General features: G+C 41.7%; 16 protein-coding genes. 11 read left to right on the top strand and 5 right to left on the bottom strand.

Going from position 1 to position 21,427, the window contains the following annotated elements:
- Positions 1–68 precede the first annotated feature (68 nt).
- The 3 genes from O7C57_RS14220 (at position 69) to kdsB (ending at position 1,357) form a co-directional block, all read left to right on the top strand.
- Entirely contained in the window at positions 69–284 is a 216-nt protein-coding gene (locus O7C57_RS14220; RefSeq protein ID WP_154622451.1) for a cold-shock protein, read from the top strand.
- A 144-nt stretch (positions 285–428) separates the two neighbouring features.
- The gene (locus tag O7C57_RS14215) at positions 429–608 is read left to right on the top strand and encodes a Trm112 family protein (protein ID WP_154622452.1); all 180 of its coding nucleotides are present in this window, start codon (positions 429–431) and stop codon (positions 606–608) included.
- A gap of 5 nt (positions 609–613) precedes the next feature.
- Complete coding sequence (gene kdsB, locus O7C57_RS14210) at positions 614–1,357, top strand: 3-deoxy-manno-octulosonate cytidylyltransferase (protein WP_154622453.1); 744 nt, start codon at positions 614–616, stop codon at positions 1,355–1,357.
- Positions 1,358–1,428: 71 nt separating this feature from the next.
- Here the strand turns inward: kdsB and elyC are convergent, their stop codons facing one another.
- The gene (elyC, locus tag O7C57_RS14205) at positions 1,429–2,256 is read right to left on the bottom strand and encodes an envelope biogenesis factor ElyC (RefSeq protein WP_247047597.1); all 828 of its coding nucleotides are present in this window, start codon (positions 2,254–2,256) and stop codon (positions 1,429–1,431) included.
- Positions 2,257–2,673: 417 nt separating this feature from the next.
- Between elyC and cmoM the strand changes: the two genes are divergently transcribed.
- The 8 genes from cmoM (at position 2,674) to O7C57_RS14165 (ending at position 15,008) form a co-directional block, all read left to right on the top strand.
- Positions 2,674–3,462: a tRNA uridine 5-oxyacetic acid(34) methyltransferase CmoM gene (gene cmoM, locus O7C57_RS14200; RefSeq protein ID WP_154622455.1), complete on the top strand. Its 789-nt coding sequence runs from the start codon at positions 2,674–2,676 to the stop codon at positions 3,460–3,462.
- Positions 3,459–4,784 (top strand): chromosome partition protein MukF, encoded by a 1,326-nt coding sequence (gene mukF, locus O7C57_RS14195; protein WP_154622456.1) that lies wholly within the window; start codon positions 3,459–3,461, stop codon positions 4,782–4,784. The genes cmoM and mukF overlap by 4 nt, the downstream gene beginning before the upstream one ends.
- A complete protein-coding gene (gene mukE, locus O7C57_RS14190; protein WP_154622457.1) occupies positions 4,765–5,493 on the top strand; it encodes a chromosome partition protein MukE in 729 nt (242 codons plus the stop codon). Before mukF ends, mukE begins: the two co-directional genes overlap by 20 nt.
- Entirely contained in the window at positions 5,490–9,935 is a 4,446-nt protein-coding gene (gene mukB, locus O7C57_RS14185; RefSeq protein ID WP_154622458.1) for a chromosome partition protein MukB, read from the top strand. Before mukE ends, mukB begins: the two co-directional genes overlap by 4 nt.
- Before the next feature lie 258 nt (positions 9,936–10,193).
- Entirely contained in the window at positions 10,194–10,907 is a 714-nt protein-coding gene (gene aphA, locus O7C57_RS14180; protein ID WP_163862618.1) for an acid phosphatase AphA, read from the top strand.
- A 431-nt stretch (positions 10,908–11,338) separates the two neighbouring features.
- Positions 11,339–13,066: a L,D-transpeptidase gene (gene ldtD, locus O7C57_RS14175; protein ID WP_163862615.1), complete on the top strand. Its 1,728-nt coding sequence runs from the start codon at positions 11,339–11,341 to the stop codon at positions 13,064–13,066.
- A gap of 418 nt (positions 13,067–13,484) precedes the next feature.
- Complete coding sequence (locus tag O7C57_RS14170) at positions 13,485–14,033, top strand: YcbK family protein (protein WP_154623293.1); 549 nt, start codon at positions 13,485–13,487, stop codon at positions 14,031–14,033.
- 327 nt (positions 14,034–14,360) lie between these two features.
- Complete coding sequence (locus O7C57_RS14165; protein WP_154623294.1) at positions 14,361–15,008, top strand: MBL fold metallo-hydrolase; 648 nt, start codon at positions 14,361–14,363, stop codon at positions 15,006–15,008.
- Between the two features lie 125 nt (positions 15,009–15,133).
- Here O7C57_RS14165 and O7C57_RS14160 read toward each other — a convergent pair whose 3' ends face one another.
- From O7C57_RS14160 to pncB, 4 genes are all read right to left on the bottom strand, one after another.
- On the bottom strand, positions 15,134–16,324 hold the full coding sequence (locus O7C57_RS14160; protein WP_154623295.1) for an amino acid aminotransferase: 1,191 nt from the start codon (positions 16,322–16,324) through the stop codon (positions 15,134–15,136).
- A gap of 355 nt (positions 16,325–16,679) precedes the next feature.
- Positions 16,680–17,777, bottom strand: a complete 1,098-nt coding sequence (locus O7C57_RS14155) for a porin (protein WP_269723997.1) — start codon at positions 17,775–17,777, stop codon at positions 16,680–16,682.
- A gap of 533 nt (positions 17,778–18,310) precedes the next feature.
- A complete protein-coding gene (asnS, locus tag O7C57_RS14150; protein ID WP_154623422.1) occupies positions 18,311–19,711 on the bottom strand; it encodes an asparagine--tRNA ligase in 1,401 nt (466 codons plus the stop codon).
- A gap of 334 nt (positions 19,712–20,045) precedes the next feature.
- The gene (gene pncB, locus O7C57_RS14145; RefSeq protein ID WP_269723260.1) at positions 20,046–21,260 is read right to left on the bottom strand and encodes a nicotinate phosphoribosyltransferase; all 1,215 of its coding nucleotides are present in this window, start codon (positions 21,258–21,260) and stop codon (positions 20,046–20,048) included.
- Positions 21,261–21,427 lie beyond the last annotated feature (167 nt).

The raw sequence follows: 21,427 nt of genomic DNA, 5'->3' as shown, positions 1-21,427 counted from the left end.
TAACGTGTAAAGAGTAATAGTAAAACAATAAATAGAATTATTGTTCTAAGAACAAAAGGAGTTTTAATATGAATTTTCAATTACATATGGGCCGAGTGAAATGGTTTGATGCAAATAAAGGTTATGGATTTATTTCACCAATGAATGGCGGTGACGATATCTTTGTTACACGTAAATCAATTGCAAATAAAAAAATCAAATCATTATCTGAAGGTCAAAACGTCGAGTTTTCTGTTACTCGCAATTCTGATGGCATAACGGCTGCTGATGTCATCGCTTATTAATTAAATAATTAACAGAGCTATTATCTCCTGCACCTATCCTCTCAATCGCTCGCAGGAGAGTCTATTCAAAAAGATTAAAGTTAACGGTGATATCTGCTTGTGCTATCCTGATGGGAAGTGAGTTAAATCCATTTGGGAGAAAACATGGATCACCGTTTACTTGAAATCATTGCTTGTCCTGTTTGTCATGGCAAATTAAGTTATCACAAAGAAAACCTTGAACTTATTTGCAAGTTCGATCACCTTGCATATCCTATTCGTGATGGTATTCCTGTCCTGTTAGAAACGGAAGCACGCCAAGTTGCACTGGATGAAGGACAGTAATCATTATGTTTACCGTCATTATTCCTGCTCGTTATGCTTCGACTCGTTTACCAGGTAAACCACTGGCTGATATTCATGGCAAGCCGATGGTGGTAAGAGTCATGGAACAAGCGATTAAATCAGGTGCATCACGTGTTGTTGTCGCAACAGATCATCCTGATGTTGCGCATGCGGTTATTCAAGCAGGCGGTGAAGCCTGCATGACTGACCCGAATCATCAATCAGGTACAGAGCGATTAGCTGAAGTGATTGACACCTACGGGTTTTCTGATGACGAGATTATCGTGAATGTACAGGGGGATGAGCCTTTGATCCCACCTGAAATTATCAGTCAAGTCGCTAGAAATCTTCACGGTAGTCAGGCACAAATGGGAACATTGGCTGTTCCTATTCATGATGTCCAAGAAGCTTTTAACCCAAACGCGGTGAAGGTGGTAACGGATCATGAAGGTTATGCGCTTTATTTTTCTCGAGCGACCATTCCATGGGAGAGAGATAGATTTGCGATTAACCAAGACACGATCGGTGATCACTTCTTACGTCATATTGGCATCTATGCTTACCGAGCGGGTTTTATCCGTCGCTATATTAAATGGGAAACAAGCCCATTAGAAAAAATCGAAATGCTAGAACAGTTAAGAGTGCTGTGGTATGGAGAGAAAATTCATGTCGCGGTGGCCGAAAAAGCACCGGGGGCGGGCGTGGATACACCCGAAGACCTTGAAGTCGTGAGAAAGCAATTCAAATAATCCGCCCATAGCTTATTGTGAAATAAGGTGTGTACTCATCGTTGAGTCACACCTTTTTTGTTAGCTTTAATTTATTCAGCCTCTACGGTATCAGGGGTGAGTAAAGGCGTTTCAAGGGGTTGAGTATTATCGGGTTTTAAATAAAACCAGATAGAGCCGATTAATTCATACCAGGCCCGTTCGCTATGACTAAAATAATAGGCTGAAGGGATATATTTTTCCCAAGGATTCAACGCACTTTTGATGGCGAGCTGATTTGCGGGGGCGGCAATTGGCTGCATACCTCGGGCAGTAAACATGGACATGGCTCTTGGCAAATGATTGGCGGATGTCACTAATAAAAATGGCTCTTTACCGGTAATTTTTTCGACTTCAAATGCTTCTTCTTGAGTGTCTTTAGGTTCGGTCAATGCAATGGTATCTTCTGCGGGTACACCTAGCGATTGGGCGACCATTGCAGCCACTTCCGCGCTACTTATCGAGCTACTTGCTTTCCCCCCCGTAAATATCAATTTGCTTCCAGGGTGTTTTAGGTATAAACGAATGCCCTCGGTAACGCGTGGCAGACTGTTATTTAATAAATTAGAGCTTGGACTCCAATCGGGGTTGTAGGTAAAGCCCCCACCGAGTACGACAATATAGTGAATATTGTCTGGTGGATTATTCGTAATTAACTCATACCGTTTATCAAAGCCCTCTTCGACAGGAGACAGTAAGTTGTCAGCAATGGGCTGTAAGCCTAATAAGGTAATCAATATTAAGCTTATAGAAACACAGGTTTTGCCGCTTTTTTGCCAATGAGTGAACCATAATAATAGGATGCCAATGAATCCGAGAATCAGCAGCAGAGGCAATGGCATAAGCAATGCCCCAAGATATTTTTTTAAAAGAAATAGCATAAGTGAACCTATTTTTTGGAATTTATCGTCAATTCGTTGTTCCGATTGCTGAATTCAGAACAGCACTATGCCAAAATAAGGCTATTATCTGTTATACTCGCAGGACTTCAAGTTGCAGCGTTGTTGACTATGTTTATACGTATGAGTCATAGAGTTATCGAAACTCTCAGCGACTAATGTCCTGGTCGCCAACTGCACTTCGAATTAGTTAGAGTATGTCATTTAGGCGTCAGCCACCTTGCATACTTTGCATGATGTTCGAGCCTATTTTAGCTGAGCGTGTTTTGGATCATATTCTGGATTTGATCTTATTTCATCATTTACAAGATGAGAACAGGCTGATTTTGGCGTTTATTAGGCGATTGGCGTTAAGTTAACGGACATAAATTGCCCATTTTTAGGACCACCGGATAATACATGGTAGACCGCAACTTTGATGATATTGCTGATAAATTTGCAAAAAATATCTATGGCACAACAAAAGGTAAAATACGTGAAGCGGTTGTTTGGCAAGATTTAACACAACTGATTAACTCTCAGTTTGATGGACAAACATTGCGTATATTGGATGCAGGTGGTGGAGAAGGGCATTTTTCACGCAAACTTGCAGCAATGGGACATCAAGTCATACTTTGCGATTTATCTGAAGAAATGTTAGAGCGTGCCAGCGAACTTGCTCAACAACAAGGGATTAGCGAGAATATGCGCTTTATCCATTGTGCAGTACAGGATATTGATCAACATATTGAAGAACCCGTAGATTTAGTGTTATTTCATGCTGTACTCGAGTGGATTAGTGATCAGAAATATGCAATTGAACAGTTGGTCGATATAATTAGGCCAGAAGGCGTCTTTTCTGTGATGTTCTATAATGCTAATGGTTTAGTCATGCGAAATGCAATTTTAGGCAACTTTCATCTTGCTACACCGCATATTCAGCGTCGACGTAAACGTTCATTATCGCCACAAAATCCATTATTACCCCAACAGGTCGATGAGTGGCTGTCGGATTGTAAAATGGATATTATTGGCAAAAGCGGTGTCAGAGTATTTCATGATTACCTACAAAGCAGGCAATTACAGCAACAAGATTTTCCTGCACTGTTGGCTTTAGAGCAGCAATATTGTCGTCAGGAGCCCTATATCAGTATGGGACGTTATATTCATGTCATGGCACGAAAACCAATAATAAAGGACGATTTATGAGTGATTTTTCCCAGACCGTCCCTGAACTCGTGTCCTGGGCACGAAAAAATGATTTTTCAATTTCACTGCCAGCAGAGCGTTTGGCTTTTTTGTTGGCAGTCGCAGTATTAAACAGCGAACGTGTTAACGGTGAAATGAGTGAAGGGGAATTGATCGACGCATTTCGTGAGGTGTGTAAAGGGTTTGAGCAAACCACGGAATCGTTATCTGTCAGAGCGAATAATGCCATCAACGATATGGTTCGCCAGAAAATATTTAACCGTTTCACAAGTGATATTGCGGAAGGCAACGCAATATACCGTTTAACATCGCTTGGTATCGGTATTAGTGACTACTATATTCGTCAACGTGAATTTTCCACTTTAAGGCTGTCTATGCAGCTATCCATTGTAGCGGGAGAGCTACAAAGAGCCGCAGAGGCGGCCGAGGAAGGTGGTGATGAATTCTATTGGCATCGTTTTGTCTTTGCGCCATTAAAATATTCAGTTGCTGAAATATTCGATAGTATTGATTTATCTCAGCGCGTTATGGATGAGCAGCAAAACAGCGTCAAAGAAGATATTGCGGCACTGTTAAACCAAGACTGGCAAGCCGCTATTGCTAACTGTGAACAATTATTATCAGAAACGTCAGGCACATTGCGCGAGCTTCAAGATACACTAGAGGCCGCAGGCGATAAGTTACAAGCGAATTTATTACGCATTCAAGAAGCGAATATGAATGCGCCTGTCTTTTCCGATATGGTTGATCGGTTAGTTTATGATCTGCAAAATAAATTAGACCGTATCGTCAGCTGGGGACAGCAGTCTATCGACCTTTGGATAGGCTATGACCGCCATGTTCATAAATTTATCCGTACGGCAATTGATATGGATAAAAACCGTATTTTCTCCCAACGTTTACGTCAGTCGGTTCAACAATACTTAGATAGTCCATGGGCATTGACTTATGCCAACGCTGATCGCTTATTTGACATGCGTGATGAAGAGCTGGCATTAAATGACGAAGAAGTCATGGGAGAGCTGCCTCCAGAGCTTGAATTTGAAGAATTCAGTGAAGTGAATGATCGACTTGCAGAATTGATGGAAACTGAGTTGGCATTCTATAAACGAGAACAACAGCCACTGGATGTTGCTCGGGTAGTACAAGCGTACTTAAAGCAGTATCCTCAGAAACGTCATTTTGACGTTGCACGAATTATTATTGATCAGGCTGTAAAATTAGGTATTGCAGAAGCTGATTTGGCGGGGCTTCCGTCAGAGTGGCAGGCAATTAATGATCACGGAGCCAAGGTGCAGGCACATGTCATCGACAAATATTGAACAATTTATGCCAATTAAAATGGCACAAGCATTGGCTAATCCCATTTTTCCAGAGCTAGATAGCCAGTTGCGTTCAGGACGTCATATTAGTATTGATGATCTTGATAACCATGCCTTTTTGATGGATTTTCAAGAAGCACTGGAACAATTTTATGCACGCTATAATGTAGAATTGATTCGAGCTCCAGAAGGCTTTTTTTATTTACGTCCTCGCTCAACGACCTTGATTCCTCGCTCAGTGCTATCTGAACTGGACATGATGGTAGGTAAAATTCTTTGTTACCTCTACTTGAGTCCAGAACGATTAACTAACCAAGGTATTTTTACGGCGCAAGAGCTGTTTGAAGAACTATTGTCTTTAGCGGACGAGAGTAAGTTGCTGAAGTTTGTTAACCAACGCTCAACAGGTTCGGACTTAGATAAACAAAAACTGCAAGAAAAGTTGAGAACATCTCTGAACCGTTTACGCCGCCTAGGTATGGTGCATTTTATTCAAAATGACGCGAATAAATTTATTATTTCTGAATCAGTCTTCCGTTTTGGTGCCGATGTTCGTAGTGGTGACAACGTACAAGAAGCACAATTACGCATGATCCGTGATGGTGAGGCGATTTCCCTTGAAGGTGGATTATCCTTACAAGATAGTGAAGATGACGAGAGTGATGAAAATCAAGATGCGCCTGAGAGTGATGAGGATGAACAAGTATGATTGAACGTGGTAAATTTCGCTCACTGACGCTGATTAACTGGAATGGTTTTTTTGCGCGTACCTTTGACCTTGATGAGTTGGTTACCACCCTCTCAGGAGGAAATGGCGCCGGTAAATCGACGACCATGGCCGCTTTTATTACTGCTATGATCCCCGATCTCACATTACTTCACTTCCGTAATACTACCGAAGCAGGTGCAACGTCAGGTTCACGAGATAAAGGGTTACACGGTAAATTACGCCCCGGTGTTTGCTATGCCATTTTGGATGTGCTGAACTCGAAACACCAACGGGTGATGGTAGGGGTTAGGCTACAACAAGTCGCTGGGCGTGATAAAAAAGTTGATATCAAACCCTTTATGATCCAAGGGGTTCCCATCGCGACAGTACCGACGGAAATCCTAACCGAAGTACTCGATGGACGTCAGGCTAAAGTGATTGCGTTAAATGATTTAAAAGAACGCATGGAGCAGCAAGAAGGCATTCATTTTAAACAATTTAACTCAATTACGGATTATCATTCGGTTCTTTTTGAATTAGGCGTTTTGCCAAAACGTTTACGCTCAGCGAGTGATCGTAGTAAATATTATCGTCTGATCGAAGCCTCACTTTATGGCGGGATTTCCAGTGCGATTACCCGTTCGTTACGTGATTATTTATTACCTGAAAATAGTGGCGTCCGTAAGGCATTCCAAGATATGGAAGCCGCACTACGTGAAAACCGACTCACACTTGAAGCCATTCGTGTTACTCAATCCGACCGTGATCTATTTAAGCATTTAATTAGCCAAGCGACAGACTATGTGTCTGCCGATTATATGCGTCATTCCAATGAAAGGCGTATTCATCTTGATTCGGCAATGGCGGCTCGGAGTGAATTATTCGCTAGCCGTAAACAGCTGCGCCAAGAGCAAGTTCGTAGCGTAGAAATTGCGCGTGAGTTAAATGAGCAAAACAGCGCGTCTTCAGATTTAGAGGCCGATTATCAAGCGGCAAGCGATCACTTAAACCTTGTGCAAACCGCTTTACGCCAACAAGAAAAAATTGACCGCTATCAAGCCGATATCGAAGAATTGACCTATCGCTTGGAAGAACAATCAGAGGTTGTTGCTGAAGCGACTGAACAGCAGGAAGAACTTGAAGCACGTTCCGAGGCGGCGGAAATTGAAGTTGATGAATTGAAAAGCCAATTGGCCGATTACCAACAAGCATTAGATGTCCAGCAAACCCGCGCAATTCAATATCAACAGGCTTTACAGGCATTAACTCGAGCGCGTGAACTCTGCCAATTACCTGAATTATCAATAGATAATGCAGATGAATGGCTAGAAACATTTGAAGCCCGTGAACAGCAAGCGACGGAAGCATTACTGACATTAGAGCAGAAAATGAGTGTTGCCGATGCTGCGCATAGTCAGTTTGAGCAAGCGTATCAACTCGTCAGAAATATCGTTGGTGAAGTCAGCCGTAGTGATGCTTATCAACAAGCAAGGAGTCTCCTACGTGACTGGTCTTCCCAGCAACATTTGGCTGAACGTGTGCAGCCATTACGCATGCAGCTATCTGAGTTACAACAACGTTTAGATAGCCAGCAAAATGCAGAACGTCTATTAAGTGAGTTTTGTAAGCGTCATAACAAAAGCTATGAACCTGACGAATTAGATGCCTTAATGGCAGAAATTGAAGCTCAGCAAGAAGAACTCAGTATTGGCGTTAATGAAAGCGGCGAACGTCGCATGCAAATGCGTCAAGAGATTGAGCAGATCCGCCAGCGTATTCAAACATTAACGACTAAAGCACCAGCTTGGTTAATGGCTCAAGAAGCGCTGACTCAGCTGAATGAACAGTCAGGGGAATCCTTTGAGTCAAGCAGTGCTGTTACTGAATATATGCAGCAATTGCTTGAGCAAGAAAGGGAAATTACTGTTGAACGTGATGAAGTCGCCGCGCAACGGCGTGAGCTAGAAAAGCAAATAGAGCGTCTTAGCCAACCGAGTGGTGCTGAAGATAGTCGTTTACTTGCCCTTGCTGAACGTTTTGGTGGTGTTTTACTTTCAGAAATCTATGATGATATTACTATTGATGATGCCCCATACTTCTCAGCACTGTATGGCCCGGCCCGTAATGGTATCGTTGTCCAAGATCTCTCCGCAGTTCGTAGCCAATTAGAAACACTACAGGATTGCCCTGAAGACGTATATTTTATTGAGGGAGATCCATCCTCTTTTGATGATAGTGTTTTTGATGCAGAAGAATTTGAAAACGCGGTACTAGTTCGTTCGTCAGATAGACAGTGGCGTTTCTCTCGCTATCCGGAAGTGCCATTGTTTGGCCGTGCCGCACGTGAAACTCATCTTGATGCTTTAACATTAGAGCGTGATAGTTTGGCTGAGCGCTATGCAACGCTATCATTCGATGTACAAAAAATTCAACGTGCGCACCAAGCATTTAGTCGTTTTATCGGCCAACATATTTCAGTCGCCTTTGAAGCCGACCCTGAAGCTGAAATCCGTATTTTGAACCAAAAACGCACGGAACTTGAGCGTAGCTTGGCACAGTTTGAGGAGCAAACTCAGCAGCAGCGCCAACAATTTGTCCAAGGTAAAGAGTCTGTGTCAGCCTTGAACCGACTATTACCATTGGTTGGGTTATTGATGGATGAAACGCTGGCTGATCGTGTTGATGAAATTCGCGATGAGCTCTCAGAGGCTGAAGAAGCGGCGCATTTCTTGAATAAGCATGGTCAATCTTTGATAAAACTTGAGCCGATTGTGACCGTGCTACTCAGTGATCCTGAACAACATGATCAATTGCGCCAAGACTATGAAACGGCAAAACATAGCCAACAAATTGCGAAACAGCAGGCATTCGCGTTGGTCGAAGTGGTGCAGCGTCGAGCTCACTTTAGCTACAGTGATTCGACGGGGATGGTCAACGAAAATGCCGACCTCAACGATAAGCTGCGTCAACGCTTAGAGCAAGCGGAAGGCGAAAGAAGTCGAGCTCGTGAATTATTACGTCAGCAACAATCTCAGTCAGCACAGTTTAATCAGGTACTCGCGTCTTTACGCAGCTCTTTTGATACTAAACAAGAGATGTTGAAAGAGTTAGAAGCCGAAATGCAGGATATTGGTGTGAAAGCTGATCCTGATGCACAAGAGCGCGCGCGTATACGCCGTGATGAGCTGCATCAATCTGTGATGGCAAATCGCACGCGTATTAACCAGTTAGAAAAACAGCTGACCTTGTGCGAAGCTGAAATGGAAAACTTACAAAAACGCATTCGTAAGTTAGAAAAAGATTATTATCTCTTACGTGAACAAGTGGTTTCAGCCAAAGCAGGCTGGTGTGCTGTCATGCGTTTAGTGAAGGATAATGGTGTCGAACGTCGCTTACATCGCCGTGAATTAGCGTATACGGATGGCGATAGTCTGCGTTCTATGTCGGATAAGGCATTAGGTGCCTTACGTCTCGCGGTCGCTGATAACGAACATTTGCGAGATGTGTTACGCCTGTCTGAAGATCCTAAACGTCCAGAACGTAAAATCCAGTTCTTTATCGCGGTCTATCAGCATCTACGTGAACGTATCCGACAAGATATCATTCGGACAGATGATCCTATTGACGCGATTGAGCAAATGGAAATTGAACTGGCGCGTTTAACTGAAGAGCTGACGGCACGCGAGCAGAAATTGGCGATTAGCTCGAAGAGTGTGGCGAATATTATTCGTAAGACGATTCAGCGTGAGCAAAACCGTATTCGCATGTTGAACCAAGGCTTACAATCTGTTGCATTTGGTCAAGTTAAAGGGGTTAGACTGAATGTTAATATTCGCGAAAGTCACTCATTAATGCTGACAGTGTTATCAGAAGAGAGCGAATTACATCAAGATTTATTTACTAGCCAGCGTCTCACTTTCTCGGAAGCAATGGCGAAACTGTATCAACGTTTAAATCCTCAGATCGATATGGGGCAACGCTTACCACAGACTATTGGTGAAGAACTGCTTGATTATCGTAACTATCTTGAACTTGAGGTTGAAGTCAACCGGGGTTCAGATGGATGGTTGAAAGCGGAAAGTGGGGCATTATCGACCGGTGAGGCTATCGGTACGGGGATGTCGATACTGGTGATGGTCGTTCAAAGTTGGGAAGAAGAGTCACGTCGCTTACGTGCAAAAGACATTATTCCTTGTCGTTTGTTGTTCCTCGATGAAGCGGCTCGTCTAGATGCTAAATCTATTGCGACCTTATTTGAGCTTTGTGAACGATTAGAAATGCAATTAATTATTGCTGCACCTGAAAATATCAGCCCTGAAAAAGGCACCACGTATAAATTGGTTCGTAAAGTATTTGATAACCGTGAACACGTTCATGTTGTTGGTCTTAAAGGTTTTGGCCAAGATAATTCAAATATTCAGGCTCAGTTATCGCAAAGTTAATTCACTCATTGATTAATGCGAAATGAAAAACGGTGTTATTTTTAACACCGTTTTTTTTAATAAGCTAAAGCTAAATTTACTGTATTTCGGCCGCATCTTCTAAAACAGAAAATATTAATGAGATTTGCGTCTCATTTTCATGAAGAGAAAGACATTATTATCTGAATTCTTGTGATGCATCCCAATAAATTAGATTTGATATCGTTATGGTTTGCTTTCATGATGCCTGCATAGTCAATAAATGAATAAGGATTAAACATGAAAAAAACGACATTAACCTTAAGCGCCGTTGCTTTGGTACTCAGTTTGACGGCAACATCACAGGCTAAGGTATTAATGCCTGAAGTCGTCAGTTCAGGGGTGACGGTGGCTGAACTTGCTGAACAGAAACCTATACATTGGGTGTCTATTGAGCAAATTAAAAATAGCCTAGAAGGTCAAGCTCCAATGGCGGTAGGCTTTGATATTGATGATACCGTGTTATTTTCTAGTCCAGGTTTTTATCGTGGTAAGTTGGAATATTCCCCAAATGATTTTAGTTACTTAAAAAATATTGAGTTTTGGGAAAAAATGAATAATGAGTGGGATAAATTCAGTATGCCTAAAAAAGTTGGCATCGATTTAGTCCAAATGCACTTAAAACGTGGCGATACGGTTTATTTTATTACTGGCCGTACTAAAACAAAAACAGAAACCGTCACTAAATATGTTCAAGAAGGCCTAAAAATCCCAGAAGATAAAATGAATCCTGTCATTTTTGCAGGTGATGAGCCTGGTCAAAATAATAAAGTCAGTTGGATGCGTGATCACAAATTAAAAATTTATTATGGTGATGCTGATGCCGATATTGCAGCAGCACGAGAATTAAATATTCGCGGTATTCGTATCTTACGTGCAGCAAACTCCTCTTATCAGCCACTGCCAAAAGCAGGGCAGTTTGGTGAGGAAGTTGTGATTAATTCAGAGTACTAATTTGCGTTAATTGGCTTATATTAATGAAATTAAAGGCGCTTAGCGTCTTTAATTTTTCGAGTCAAAAAATGATACGGCATTCGATTGTGATAGTAAAAATGGACAGTACATTGTAACAATATCCCACGTTGCAAATTTTTCTTCTTAAGTCATATTGAATATCAAATACACTGAATAAGTTTATTTTGACATTGGAGTGATTAATTAAAAGCAGTTTTTTTTATCGGTCTTCTACATAAACTCAAAAGCTAAATAATTCTATTTTTCATTTGCTGAAATTATTCTGTTTTCATGCAGAGTAAGAAAAATGTTGACGCTTATTTAAAGACAAAATTAGCTAATTCCTATAACATTCTTTTCAAATTTAAATACAATAAATATTCAATATAATAAAAATGATTGTTATCCATGTCGTGACTTAAGGTGGATTTATGGCAAAGAAAAGAGTGAAAGTGCTGCAACTCTCAATAATTTGTGGGCTATTGTCGATACAGCTCCCAGTACTTTCCGCACAAGATAATGGGCAAGTGCTAGCTGAAGAAACGGCACCACAACAAGCGGTTATTGCGACACCTACCGTGGTAATGACACCGGCTGAAAGTTTAGCGCAAATTACATCCTCATTACCTGCTGATGTAAAACCCGTTTTTTCATCGCAAATTGCCAAGATCTACGCAGATCGGCAAATGAAATTGTTATGGCAAGATGAAACGGCTATTGAACAATTCCAACAACAATTAGCAGAGCTGGCTCTTTCTGGGGTGCAGCCACAATTTAGTGAATGGTTAGTCGCATTAGAAAATACACAATTAAGTGAGTTAGGCCGAGATGTGATGCTGTCTGATGCGATGTTGGGGTATTTGCAGTACCTTTCAGGGGTTTCAGCGAATGGGCAATTTTGGTTATACCAAAAGAAGCCGTATAACATTAGTGCGCCAACCGTTGAGCAAATGAAACCATGGCTAGAGTCAGTGGCTGAAAATAATTTAAGCGAATGGGTAAAGGCTCAGGCGCCACAACATGCGTTGTATCAACCTATGCGTCAAGAAATGTTGAAACAACTTAACATGAACGATGATGGGCTGGAATTAGTGGAGACCAAAACACTGAAACCGGGTCAATCGAGTGATGATGTTATCACTTTGCGTGAAATCTTATACCGCCAAGGATTTATCGATGCTGCCGCTATCTCTACTGAGATAGATGCAGCAGCAAGCGAGGAAGAGAAAGCAAAAGCAACTGCCCAAGCCCGTTTATACAGTGAAGACTTGATTGAACCTGTGAAGAAGTTTCAACAAAGCTATGGGCTAGAAGCCGATGGCATGGTGGGTAAAGGAACCAAAGTTTGGCTCAATATGAAGCCTCAGCAAAAAGCAGGGCTAATGGCGCTGAATATTCAACGTTTACGTATCATTCCTGAAGATAGTGGAACAGGAATTTTAGTTAATATTCCCGCTTTCTCATTAAATTTTTATCTAAATGATGACGTTATTTTGGATTCAAAGGTGATTGTGGGGCGTCCCGACCGGAAGACGCCGATTATGAGCAGTGCATTAAATAACGTTGTTATTAATCCACCTTGGAGCGTTCCAACAAGCATGGCTCGTAAAGATATCGCACCTCGTGGTAAGCAGGATCCCAGTTATTTTAGCCGTAAGGGTTACACCGTCTATTCGGGCTGGGGGCAGGACTCATTTGAAATCGATCCGTATTCAATTAACTGGGATGAAATTACCCCAGCGAATTTTCCCTATCGGATCCGCCAAGCGCCGGGGCCAACGAACTCATTAGGCCGGTATAAATTTAATATGCCAAGTTCGGATGCGATTTATCTGCATGATACGCCGAATCACAGTTTATTTAATCGTAGCGCACGTGCTATCAGTTCCGGTTGTGTTCGAGTCAATAAAGCAAATGAGTTGGCAAGTATTTTATTAGGTGATGCAGGCTGGGAGCAAAAGCGTATAGATGGAGCCGTAAAAGCAGGCAGTACACGTTATGTTAATATTCCAGATCGTATCCCTGTTTATCTTTACTATCAAACAGCTTGGGTAGATAAAGAGCAAAAGCCACAGTATCGTGCAGATATTTATCAATATGATAACAGTATTGAAAATGTGGAAAAGCAATTGCCCGTCATTAAAAGTTTCTTACACTAAGCTTAGCGGCAGGGGGATTTTTCTTCCTGCCGTAGTACCATTGATTGTTGGTAGATAGGGGATAGTGTGTCGTTAAATTAATCTGCTAAATTTTCAGTCATTATCAGAGGATGAAAGGAGTATATTTCGCTAATTATTAGTGATACAGGTCACTATTTGGATGATGATATGTAAAATTTGCGCTTATTTACCTATTTATTTACATTAATATACATTCAAGTTAAATATCATTTGTTAGACTGATTATTAGTATAAATTTTGTTCCTAATACTAATTGTTTTGAGTTTCAGCTAGGCGGCTATGAAGTCAGTCAGAAAACATAAGTATTTATGTCAATCGGCTTGCAACAGATAGTGAATAACGCAGTGCTTTGAAACATTATCAGTATATTTAATTAATTGAAATTGAGCTACTACCTATGGATATCATTGACCAAAACCGCCGCAAATGGTTAGGTGTTGGTGCAGCTGCTTTTGGGCTGAGCTTATTACCTAACCATGTCTTTGCCGCTATGACGACGCCTAGACCAAAAATTTTGCGTTTTCAAAACCTCAATACCGGGGAATTTTTAAAAACAGAGTTTTTTGATGGACGCCATTATAATAAATCAGAACTAGCCCGATTAAATCATTTATTCCGTGATCACCGTAGCGATAAAATCAAAACGATAGACCCTAAATTATTTGATCAAATCTATATGCTGCAAGTTATGTTAGGAACTAATAAGCCTATTCAGCTGATTTCAGGTTATCGTTCACTTGAAACTAATAATGCATTGCGTCGAAGCAGTAGTGGTGTGGCGAAAAAGAGCTACCATACACGCGGGCAAGCGATGGATTTCCATATTGAAGGTATCCAACTCAGTAACATTCGTAAAGCAGCTTTAAAAATGAAGGCGGGTGGTGTTGGTTATTATCCAAGAAGTAATTTTGTTCATATAGATACGGGGCCTGCACGGACTTGGTAGGTTTGGGTTATTCGTCATAATTCACGTCGCAGCATTGTTGACTGCGCTCGGTTACCCGAGCCACATGCTTTTGTATGCTCCTCGGGATACCCTTACTTGTCGCCTAGCTGCAACGCGAATTATTGAGAATACCTGTCAGTCAATTAACGTCGCTTTATCTGGTTTTAAGTGGTGAGCGTTATGACTGTTTTCCGTGTTTCTATGCGCATTGCTTCCCTTCATTTACACACCTCTCTGACTTCTGTATGCTCCTAATAATTATTTTTTTATTATTCTGTTACTCAGACGGCGTAAGCCTATGTAGCATAGATGCGGAGTCAATGTTCGATGAAATATACGATTATCCCAGTAACCCCTTTTATGCAAAATTGTCAGGTGATTTGGGATGAAAACTCAATGGAAGCCGTGATTGTTGATCCAGGCGGTGAGGCTGAAAAACTGATTGCTGCGATTGAAGAACGTGGCTTAAAGCTCAGCAAAATTCTTCTTACCCACGGGCATGCCGATCATATCGGTGCTACCGCGGCTATTGCCAAACATTTTTCGGTACCTATTTATGGTCCGCAAAAGGAAGATGCTTTCTGGATTGAGGCGTTGGCACAACAAAATGCGATGTTTAATATTGAAGGCTGTCCTGACTTTACACCTGATTATTGGTTAGAAGAGGGGCAGACGGTGAGCTGTGGCCCAATAACTTTTGATGTTCTGCATTGTCCAGGGCATACACCTGGTCATATTATATTTGTTAATCATGCAGATAAACTGATTTCCATGGGGGATGTATTATTTAAAGGGGGTGTAGGGCGTAGTGATTTCCCTCGTGGTGACCATCAAGCACTGATTGCATCGATTAAAAATAAAGTATTACCACTTGGCGATGATTATCAATTTATACCCGGTCACGGTCCTATGTCGAATTTAGGTCATGAGCGGCAGACAAACCCGTTCTTGCAGGATGACTTACCTGTTTGGTAATTAACAGTTTGAACAGTAAACGCCTCATTAAGTGGGGCGTTTTATAATTAGACACGGTATTCATTAATAAAAAAAAGAACGATACATATGTATCGTTCTTTTTGCTGTTCAGATTGTTTTACAACTTAGATGACTTTAACGATCGCTTCACACAGTGGAACCATATTTTCGAGTGTTAAGCCCGCGACGTTAATACGTCCAGAACTCACTGCATAGATACCAAATTCGCTACGTAGACGCTCTACCTGCTCTTTTGTCAGACCACTGAAGGAGAACATACCATTTTGGTTAATGATGAAGCTAAAGTCTTGTTTAGCGCCTTTCTCTTCAAGTGTGCTTACCAGCAACTGACGCATACGTTTAATACGCTCACGCATTGACGTCAATTCTTGGATCCACTCAGCTTTCAGGGCATCATCAGATAAAATGGTTGTGACGACAGCGGCACCATGTGCTGGTGGGTTTGAGTAGTTAGCACGAATAACGGCTTTTGCTTGGCTAAATGCGCGCTCTGCATTATCACTATCTTTAGCAATAATGGTGCAAGCTCCGACACGCTCATTATATAAGCCAAAGTTTTTCGAATAAGAACTTGCTACGATCATTTCTGGATTTTGTTTAGTAAAGATACGCAGGCCTTCAGCATCCTCATCTAAACCTTTTGCAAACCCTTGGTAAGCAAAGTCAAATACTGGCAGTAAACCTTTTTCAGCACATAGTGCAGACAGTTTAGTCCATTGCTCTACCGTTGGGTCGATGCCAGTTGGGTTATGGCAGCAACCATGCAGAACGATAACATCACCGGCTACGGCAGCAGATAGGCTGTTTAGCATGCCATCAAAATCCATACCGTGATTAGCGGCATCATAGTAGTTGTAGGTCAGGACTTCTAAGCCAGCAGCTTCAAAAATATTTTTATGGTTTGGCCAAGTTGGATTGCTTATCCAAACACGCTTAGCGTTGGTTTGGCTAGCGATAAAATCAGCCGCAATACGCAGAGCACCAGTTCCGCCCGGTGCTTGTGCAGTACGAGCACGCTGAGAAGTGACAATTTCATGCTCTTTACCAAATAACAGCTCTTGAGTGACACGACCAAATTCTGGCATCCCACTGATGGCAAGATAGTTTTTGGTGTTTTCATTTTCAAGCAGGAATTTTTCTGCTTTTTTCACAGTGTCTAGAACTGGAGTTTTACCAGACTCATCTTTGTAAACGCCGATACCGAGGTTAATTTTGTTATCACGAGGGTCAGCACGGAAACTATCAGCAAGGCCTAAAATAGGGTCAGCAGGGGCAGCAGTAATTTTTTCAAACATGTTGTCGATTCCAAAGCTCAGTTGTTAAGCCGAAAATGTTGAGTGCTCAGGTTAACGCGCAGAAAACAATTTGCCAACCGTTTTACTAAAAATTGGTAAGATCTTGTGATGTAGGTATAAATTGCATGGGATCTGACCACTAACCGCACTAAATGCAGCGATTTTCTCTAACGTATCGACACTTTAGATTAATAATTGATCTTAACGCAGGATTTAGTGGTTAGGGAGAGAGTGTACGAGGGTAAAGGGACAAATAAGGATAAAAATAGCGCGTCACACAACAAAAAAAGCAACGCCGAAGCGTTGCTTTTCAAAACAGATTTCACTGTTGTCTGAATTATTGTTTAAACAATAATTAGAACTGGTAAACCAGACCCAGACCAACTACGTTATCAGTGTTGATACCGTTTTGATCAGTGAAGTCGTTGTCTTTCAGCAGGTTGATTTTGTAATCAACAACTGCAGACATGTTTTTGTTGAAGTAGTAGTAAGAACCTACAGAAACATATTTAACGAGGTCTTTGTTACCCCAAGCACCTAGGTCTTTACCTTTAGATTGGTTATAACCAATAGATGGTTTCAGACCGAAGTCGAACAGGTATTGAGCAACTAATTCAACGTTTTCAGTTTTGTTAGCAATATTACTATTTTCACCATAGCGAGTCATGTTCAGTGTTTGACCGTACATAGCTGCTAAGTAAACGTTGTTAGCGTCGAATTTACCACCAACGTTCCATGCTTGTGCTTTTTGGCCACCAGCAGTTGTGTTATCTTGCTGTTTAGGAGTACGAGAAGAGTTAGAGTAACCACCACCCAGTGATACGCCCCAACCTAAATCATACGCTGCAGAGAAACCGTAGCCGTCACCGTTGTCTTTAGCAACGCCTGAAGATGATTTGTTGTTGTCGCCGTTTTTGCCTTGATATTGCAGAGCGAAGCTCAGGCCATCAACATAACCGAATGCGTTGTTGTTACGGTAAGTTAACAGGTTACGGTTACGGCTAGTCATGAAGTTGTCAGACTGAGCCATAGTGTCCGCGCCCCACAGTGGGAATACGTCGGTCCATGCGTTCGTGTCATAAACCACACCGTAGTTACGGCCGTAGTCGATTGAACCGAAGTCAGCAAATTTCAGACCAGCATATGCTAGACGGTTTTTGTTTTCGTCTTGGCCTTCAGCTTTGTTAGTCTTAGTTTCCCACTCGAAACGACCAAAACCAGTCAGTTGGTCAGTGATTTGAGTGTCACCTTTAACACCTAAACGAACACGTGAATCGTCGCCATCTTCGCTGCTAGTGTGACCGCTGCCTTTAGCGTCAGCAAAATAGTGACGAACGTCAACTTTACCGTAAACGTCTAGTTTGTTGCCGTCTTTGTTGTATACTTCAGCTGCGTTTGCTGCGCCTGCAGCCAACAGAGCTGGGATAACCATTGCAAGAATATTGCGTTTCATCATTATTATTACCCTCATTGGTGTTATTCGGACACCTGCCACTGCCAAAAATAATTCTCAAAAAAAATTGGAACTATTTATGAGAGATTAGTGTCGTCTATGTCGGCGTCCAGTGTTCCATTGGTAAATAAATTTATCTACCCTCAAAGTGCTACAAAAATAAAGATTCTGAAACAAATGGTAACAAGGTGTTTCAAAATGTAAAAAATAGATCAAAAAACAACCGCAGGTATGACCAGTTTAAAAATAATTACAAAATTTAGGGAACTTTTTGAGAGGTTAAATTGCGCTTTTTTTGAACAATTTAGATAAGTATAATTGACAGATTTGCTTATAGATAAGACAAGAAATGAGGAAAAAAGCAGATTTTTCTGATCTAAATTAAATTGGCTTAAAAAATGGTGTTAATTTGTACACTGGTGTCAACGTGGTTATAGCCTTTGAAAATATTATAAAAGTAATAAAAGATATTAAAAATAATATCGGGTCTATAGCGACCCGATATTCGATATAAAAGATAAGGCTAATAAGTCTTAGAATGCTGCATTTCTTGGCGTACGTGGGAAGGGAATGACTTCACGAACGTTACCAACGCCAGTGACATAAGCCACTAAGCGCTCAAAGCCAAGGCCAAAACCAGAGTGTGGTACTGTGCCATAGCGGCGTAGATCGCGATACCACCAGTAATCTTCTTTATTCATTCCCATTTCATCAAGACGTGCGTCTAACATATCAAGGCGCTCTTCACGTTGTGAACCACCGATGATTTCACCAATACCGGGGGCGAGTACATCCATTGCTGCCACTGTCTTGCCATCTTCGTTAAGGCGCATATAGAAAGCTTTAATGTCCTTAGGATAGTTTTTAACAACCACCGGTGCTTTGAAATGTTGCTCAGCCAAATAGCGCTCATGCTCAGAAGACATATCAACCCCCCAGTACACTGGGTTTTCAAATTTCTTACCACAAGTTTCTAGGATCTTGATCGCATCGGTATAGTCGACTTGCGCGAAATCTGAATTAACAAAGTTTTCTAAACGGTTGATGACGTCTTTATCGACACGTTGAGCAAAGAACTCGAGATCATCACGACGCTCATCAAGTGCTGCCTTGAAGACAAATTTCAGCATTTGTTCTGCAAGACCCGCCACATCATCAAGATTAGCGAAAGCCACTTCCGGCTCAACCATCCAGAATTCCGCTAAGTGGCGGCTGGTGTTTGAGTTTTCTGCACGGAAAGTCGGGCCAAAGGTATAAACTTTGCTTAATGCTGTAGCATAAGCTTCGCCATTCAATTGTCCTGATACGGTTAAGAAGGACTCACGACCAAAGAAATCCTCACTGAAATCAACTTCACCTTTGTCATTACGTGGCAGGTTATTGTAGTCCAGTGTCGAAACACGGAACATTTCACCCGCACCTTCGGTATCAGATGCTGTGATAATTGGGGTTGAAACCCAAAAGTAACCTTGCTCATCAAAGAAACGATGTAATGCTTGGGCAAGCGTGTGGCGAACACGCGCTACTGCACCGATTAAGTTAGTGCGTGGACGCAAGTGTGCGACTTCACGTAGATACTCAACGCTATGGCGTTTTGCCGCCATCGGGTAAGTGTCAGGATCTTCAACCCAACCTACCACTTTAACTGCTGTTGCTTCTAACTCGAAAGATTGGCCTTGGCCTGGTGATTCTTTCACGATCCCCGTGACTTCAACAGAACAGCCTGTCGTCAGATGCAGGACTTCGTCGTTATAATTAGATAAATTATTATTGATGACAGCCTGTAATGGGTTAAAGCAGGAACCGTCATAAACGGCGAGGAAAGAAAAACCAGCATTTGAATCTCTCCTTGTACGTACCCAGCCTTGAACGGTGACTTCAGAGCCCACCGCCACACGGCCTTGCAGTACATCGACTACAGGCGCAACGATCATAAAAATTACTCTCTTTTTATATAAACGAAATTAACGATGACATTTCCACTGCTCTGATTGTTTATCAACCATATTGATATGACCAGTGAAAGTATTTGTTTTCCTGAAATTCTCTATTTCAAGATTGATGTTCTATGTTACTTGCCGTGAGGCAGGAAACAAGTAAAAAATCGTGACTTTTCTACCAGAAAGGTCGTAGTCCCTAGCTATACCTTAGTTAGGGCTCTAATAGCAAGTAAATATAATCATCTACTATGAATATTAATGAAGATGGCACTTTTTGTGTGATACTCAAAAAGAAGGCGCTTGAGTATCACACAGGCTGAAAATGCCATTAACAGGCTTTTTCCATTTTTGGTAGGTCGAAAGCTTTACGTAGTTGATTAACGAACTCATCATCTTCACAAATGGTTTTGCCTGGACTATCAGACAGTTTTGCGACTGGCTTGCCATTACATTCAACCAATTTGATGACGATATTTAAAGGAACGACTCCGGGAATATTGCACGTGAGCCTTGTACCGATCCCAAATACCAGATTAATACGTTTATGGAAATAACGATACAGCTCCAATGATTTTTGCAGGTCTAAGCTATCAGAAAACACTAATGTTTTCGTCATTGGATCAATGCCTAATTTTTCATAGTGTGCGATGGCTTTTTCACCCCATTCGATAGGGGCACCCGAATCATGACGTAGTCCTTGGTAGCGCTTCGCAAAATTATCATCGAAATCACGCAAAAAAGCATCCATCGTAATACAGTCTGTTAAAGCAATACCGAGTTGATCGGGGTATTCATCGAGCCAGCTTTGCAATGCGGCTCGTTGGCTATTTGCGAGTTCAGGGCTGATTTGTTGATGAGCTTGAAACCACTCATGAGCTTGCGTACCAACAGGGGCTAATCCTAATTCATGAGCCAATTTATAGTTACTGGTGCCGACAAGATAAGGAAACTCATCTTTGAGCATGGAAACGATAGCGGATTGTACATCATAGGAAAAACGGCGACGGGTGCCGAAATCCATTAATTTAAAATGGCTAAGGTCGATATGATTTTCGGCCGCTTGGGCATAAAAGACGGTCAGTAATTTTTTTAACTGACTCACCGCATCCTCGCGGGTAATCTGTGGGTGTCTATCGCGTTGAACAATTTCACTGATCAAAGCAAGCAGTGGGACTTCCCACATAATGACTTCGCACCATGGGCCGCTAATACGGATAGCGAGCTGCCCATCATCTGCAAGGGTAATGTCCACTTGTTCTGGCTTAAAACGGAAGTTTTTTAACCAAGCAAGATAGTCGTCTTTGAAAAAAGGAAGACCACTTAAATAATTAACTTCTTCATTAGTTAGTGAAAGATGGGCCATCAATTGGACTTGCTGGCGGATTTCATTCGCATAAGTACCTAAAATTTCACGGCTACGACAGCGGAACTCGGCAACAACCGGAACTTGGCTGTAATGGTGAAATACGGCCTGCTGCATATGAAGCTTATAAGCATCAGTGTCAAGCAGTGATGTAATAATGGGAGTAGCGTCTAAATTCATGGCGCGCAGGCGTCCTCGCGGAGCTATCTACTTATTAGCTAAATCGTTTAAAGTTGGAAAAGTATACTCACTTTAGCAGAAGATAGAAGCCTTATTGCATCACTCTTATCTATGTGAGCTCTTCCAATATTTATTTATACCCTTCACATTTCAAGTGATAGCGTGAT

The organism is Providencia sp. 21OH12SH02B-Prov (genome assembly GCF_027362595.1).
GTDB classification, from domain to species: Bacteria; Pseudomonadota; Gammaproteobacteria; order Enterobacterales; family Enterobacteriaceae; genus Providencia; species Providencia zhejiangensis.
Note: the sequence above shows the minus strand (reverse complement) of the source record. Positions and strands in the feature narration are given on the sequence as shown.

Bases quoted from the DNA above. Each gene is read 5' to 3' on its own strand.
- mukB (WP_154622458.1), top strand. From the start codon at position 5,490: ATGATTGAACGTGGTAAATTTCGCTCACTGACGCTGATTAACTGGAAT.
- mukF (WP_154622456.1), top strand. From the start codon at position 3,459: ATGAGTGATTTTTCCCAGACCGTCCCTGAACTCGTGTCCTGGGCACGA.
- O7C57_RS14215 (WP_154622452.1), top strand. From the start codon at position 429: ATGGATCACCGTTTACTTGAAATCATTGCTTGTCCTGTTTGTCATGGC.
- O7C57_RS14220 (WP_154622451.1), top strand. From the start codon at position 69: ATGAATTTTCAATTACATATGGGCCGAGTGAAATGGTTTGATGCAAAT.
- O7C57_RS14160 (WP_154623295.1), bottom strand. From the start codon at position 16,324: ATGTTTGAAAAAATTACTGCTGCCCCTGCTGACCCTATTTTAGGCCTT.
- ldtD (WP_163862615.1), top strand. From the start codon at position 11,339: ATGGCAAAGAAAAGAGTGAAAGTGCTGCAACTCTCAATAATTTGTGGG.
- elyC (WP_247047597.1), bottom strand. From the start codon at position 2,256: ATGCTATTTCTTTTAAAAAAATATCTTGGGGCATTGCTTATGCCATTG.
- kdsB (WP_154622453.1), top strand. From the start codon at position 614: ATGTTTACCGTCATTATTCCTGCTCGTTATGCTTCGACTCGTTTACCA.
- aphA (WP_163862618.1), top strand. From the start codon at position 10,194: ATGAAAAAAACGACATTAACCTTAAGCGCCGTTGCTTTGGTACTCAGT.
- O7C57_RS14165 (WP_154623294.1), top strand. From the start codon at position 14,361: ATGAAATATACGATTATCCCAGTAACCCCTTTTATGCAAAATTGTCAG.
- cmoM (WP_154622455.1), top strand. From the start codon at position 2,674: ATGGTAGACCGCAACTTTGATGATATTGCTGATAAATTTGCAAAAAAT.
- asnS (WP_154623422.1), bottom strand. From the start codon at position 19,711: ATGATCGTTGCGCCTGTAGTCGATGTACTGCAAGGCCGTGTGGCGGTG.
- O7C57_RS14155 (WP_269723997.1), bottom strand. From the start codon at position 17,777: ATGAAACGCAATATTCTTGCAATGGTTATCCCAGCTCTGTTGGCTGCA.
- O7C57_RS14170 (WP_154623293.1), top strand. From the start codon at position 13,485: ATGGATATCATTGACCAAAACCGCCGCAAATGGTTAGGTGTTGGTGCA.
- pncB (WP_269723260.1), bottom strand. From the start codon at position 21,260: ATGAATTTAGACGCTACTCCCATTATTACATCACTGCTTGACACTGAT.
- mukE (WP_154622457.1), top strand. From the start codon at position 4,765: ATGTCATCGACAAATATTGAACAATTTATGCCAATTAAAATGGCACAA.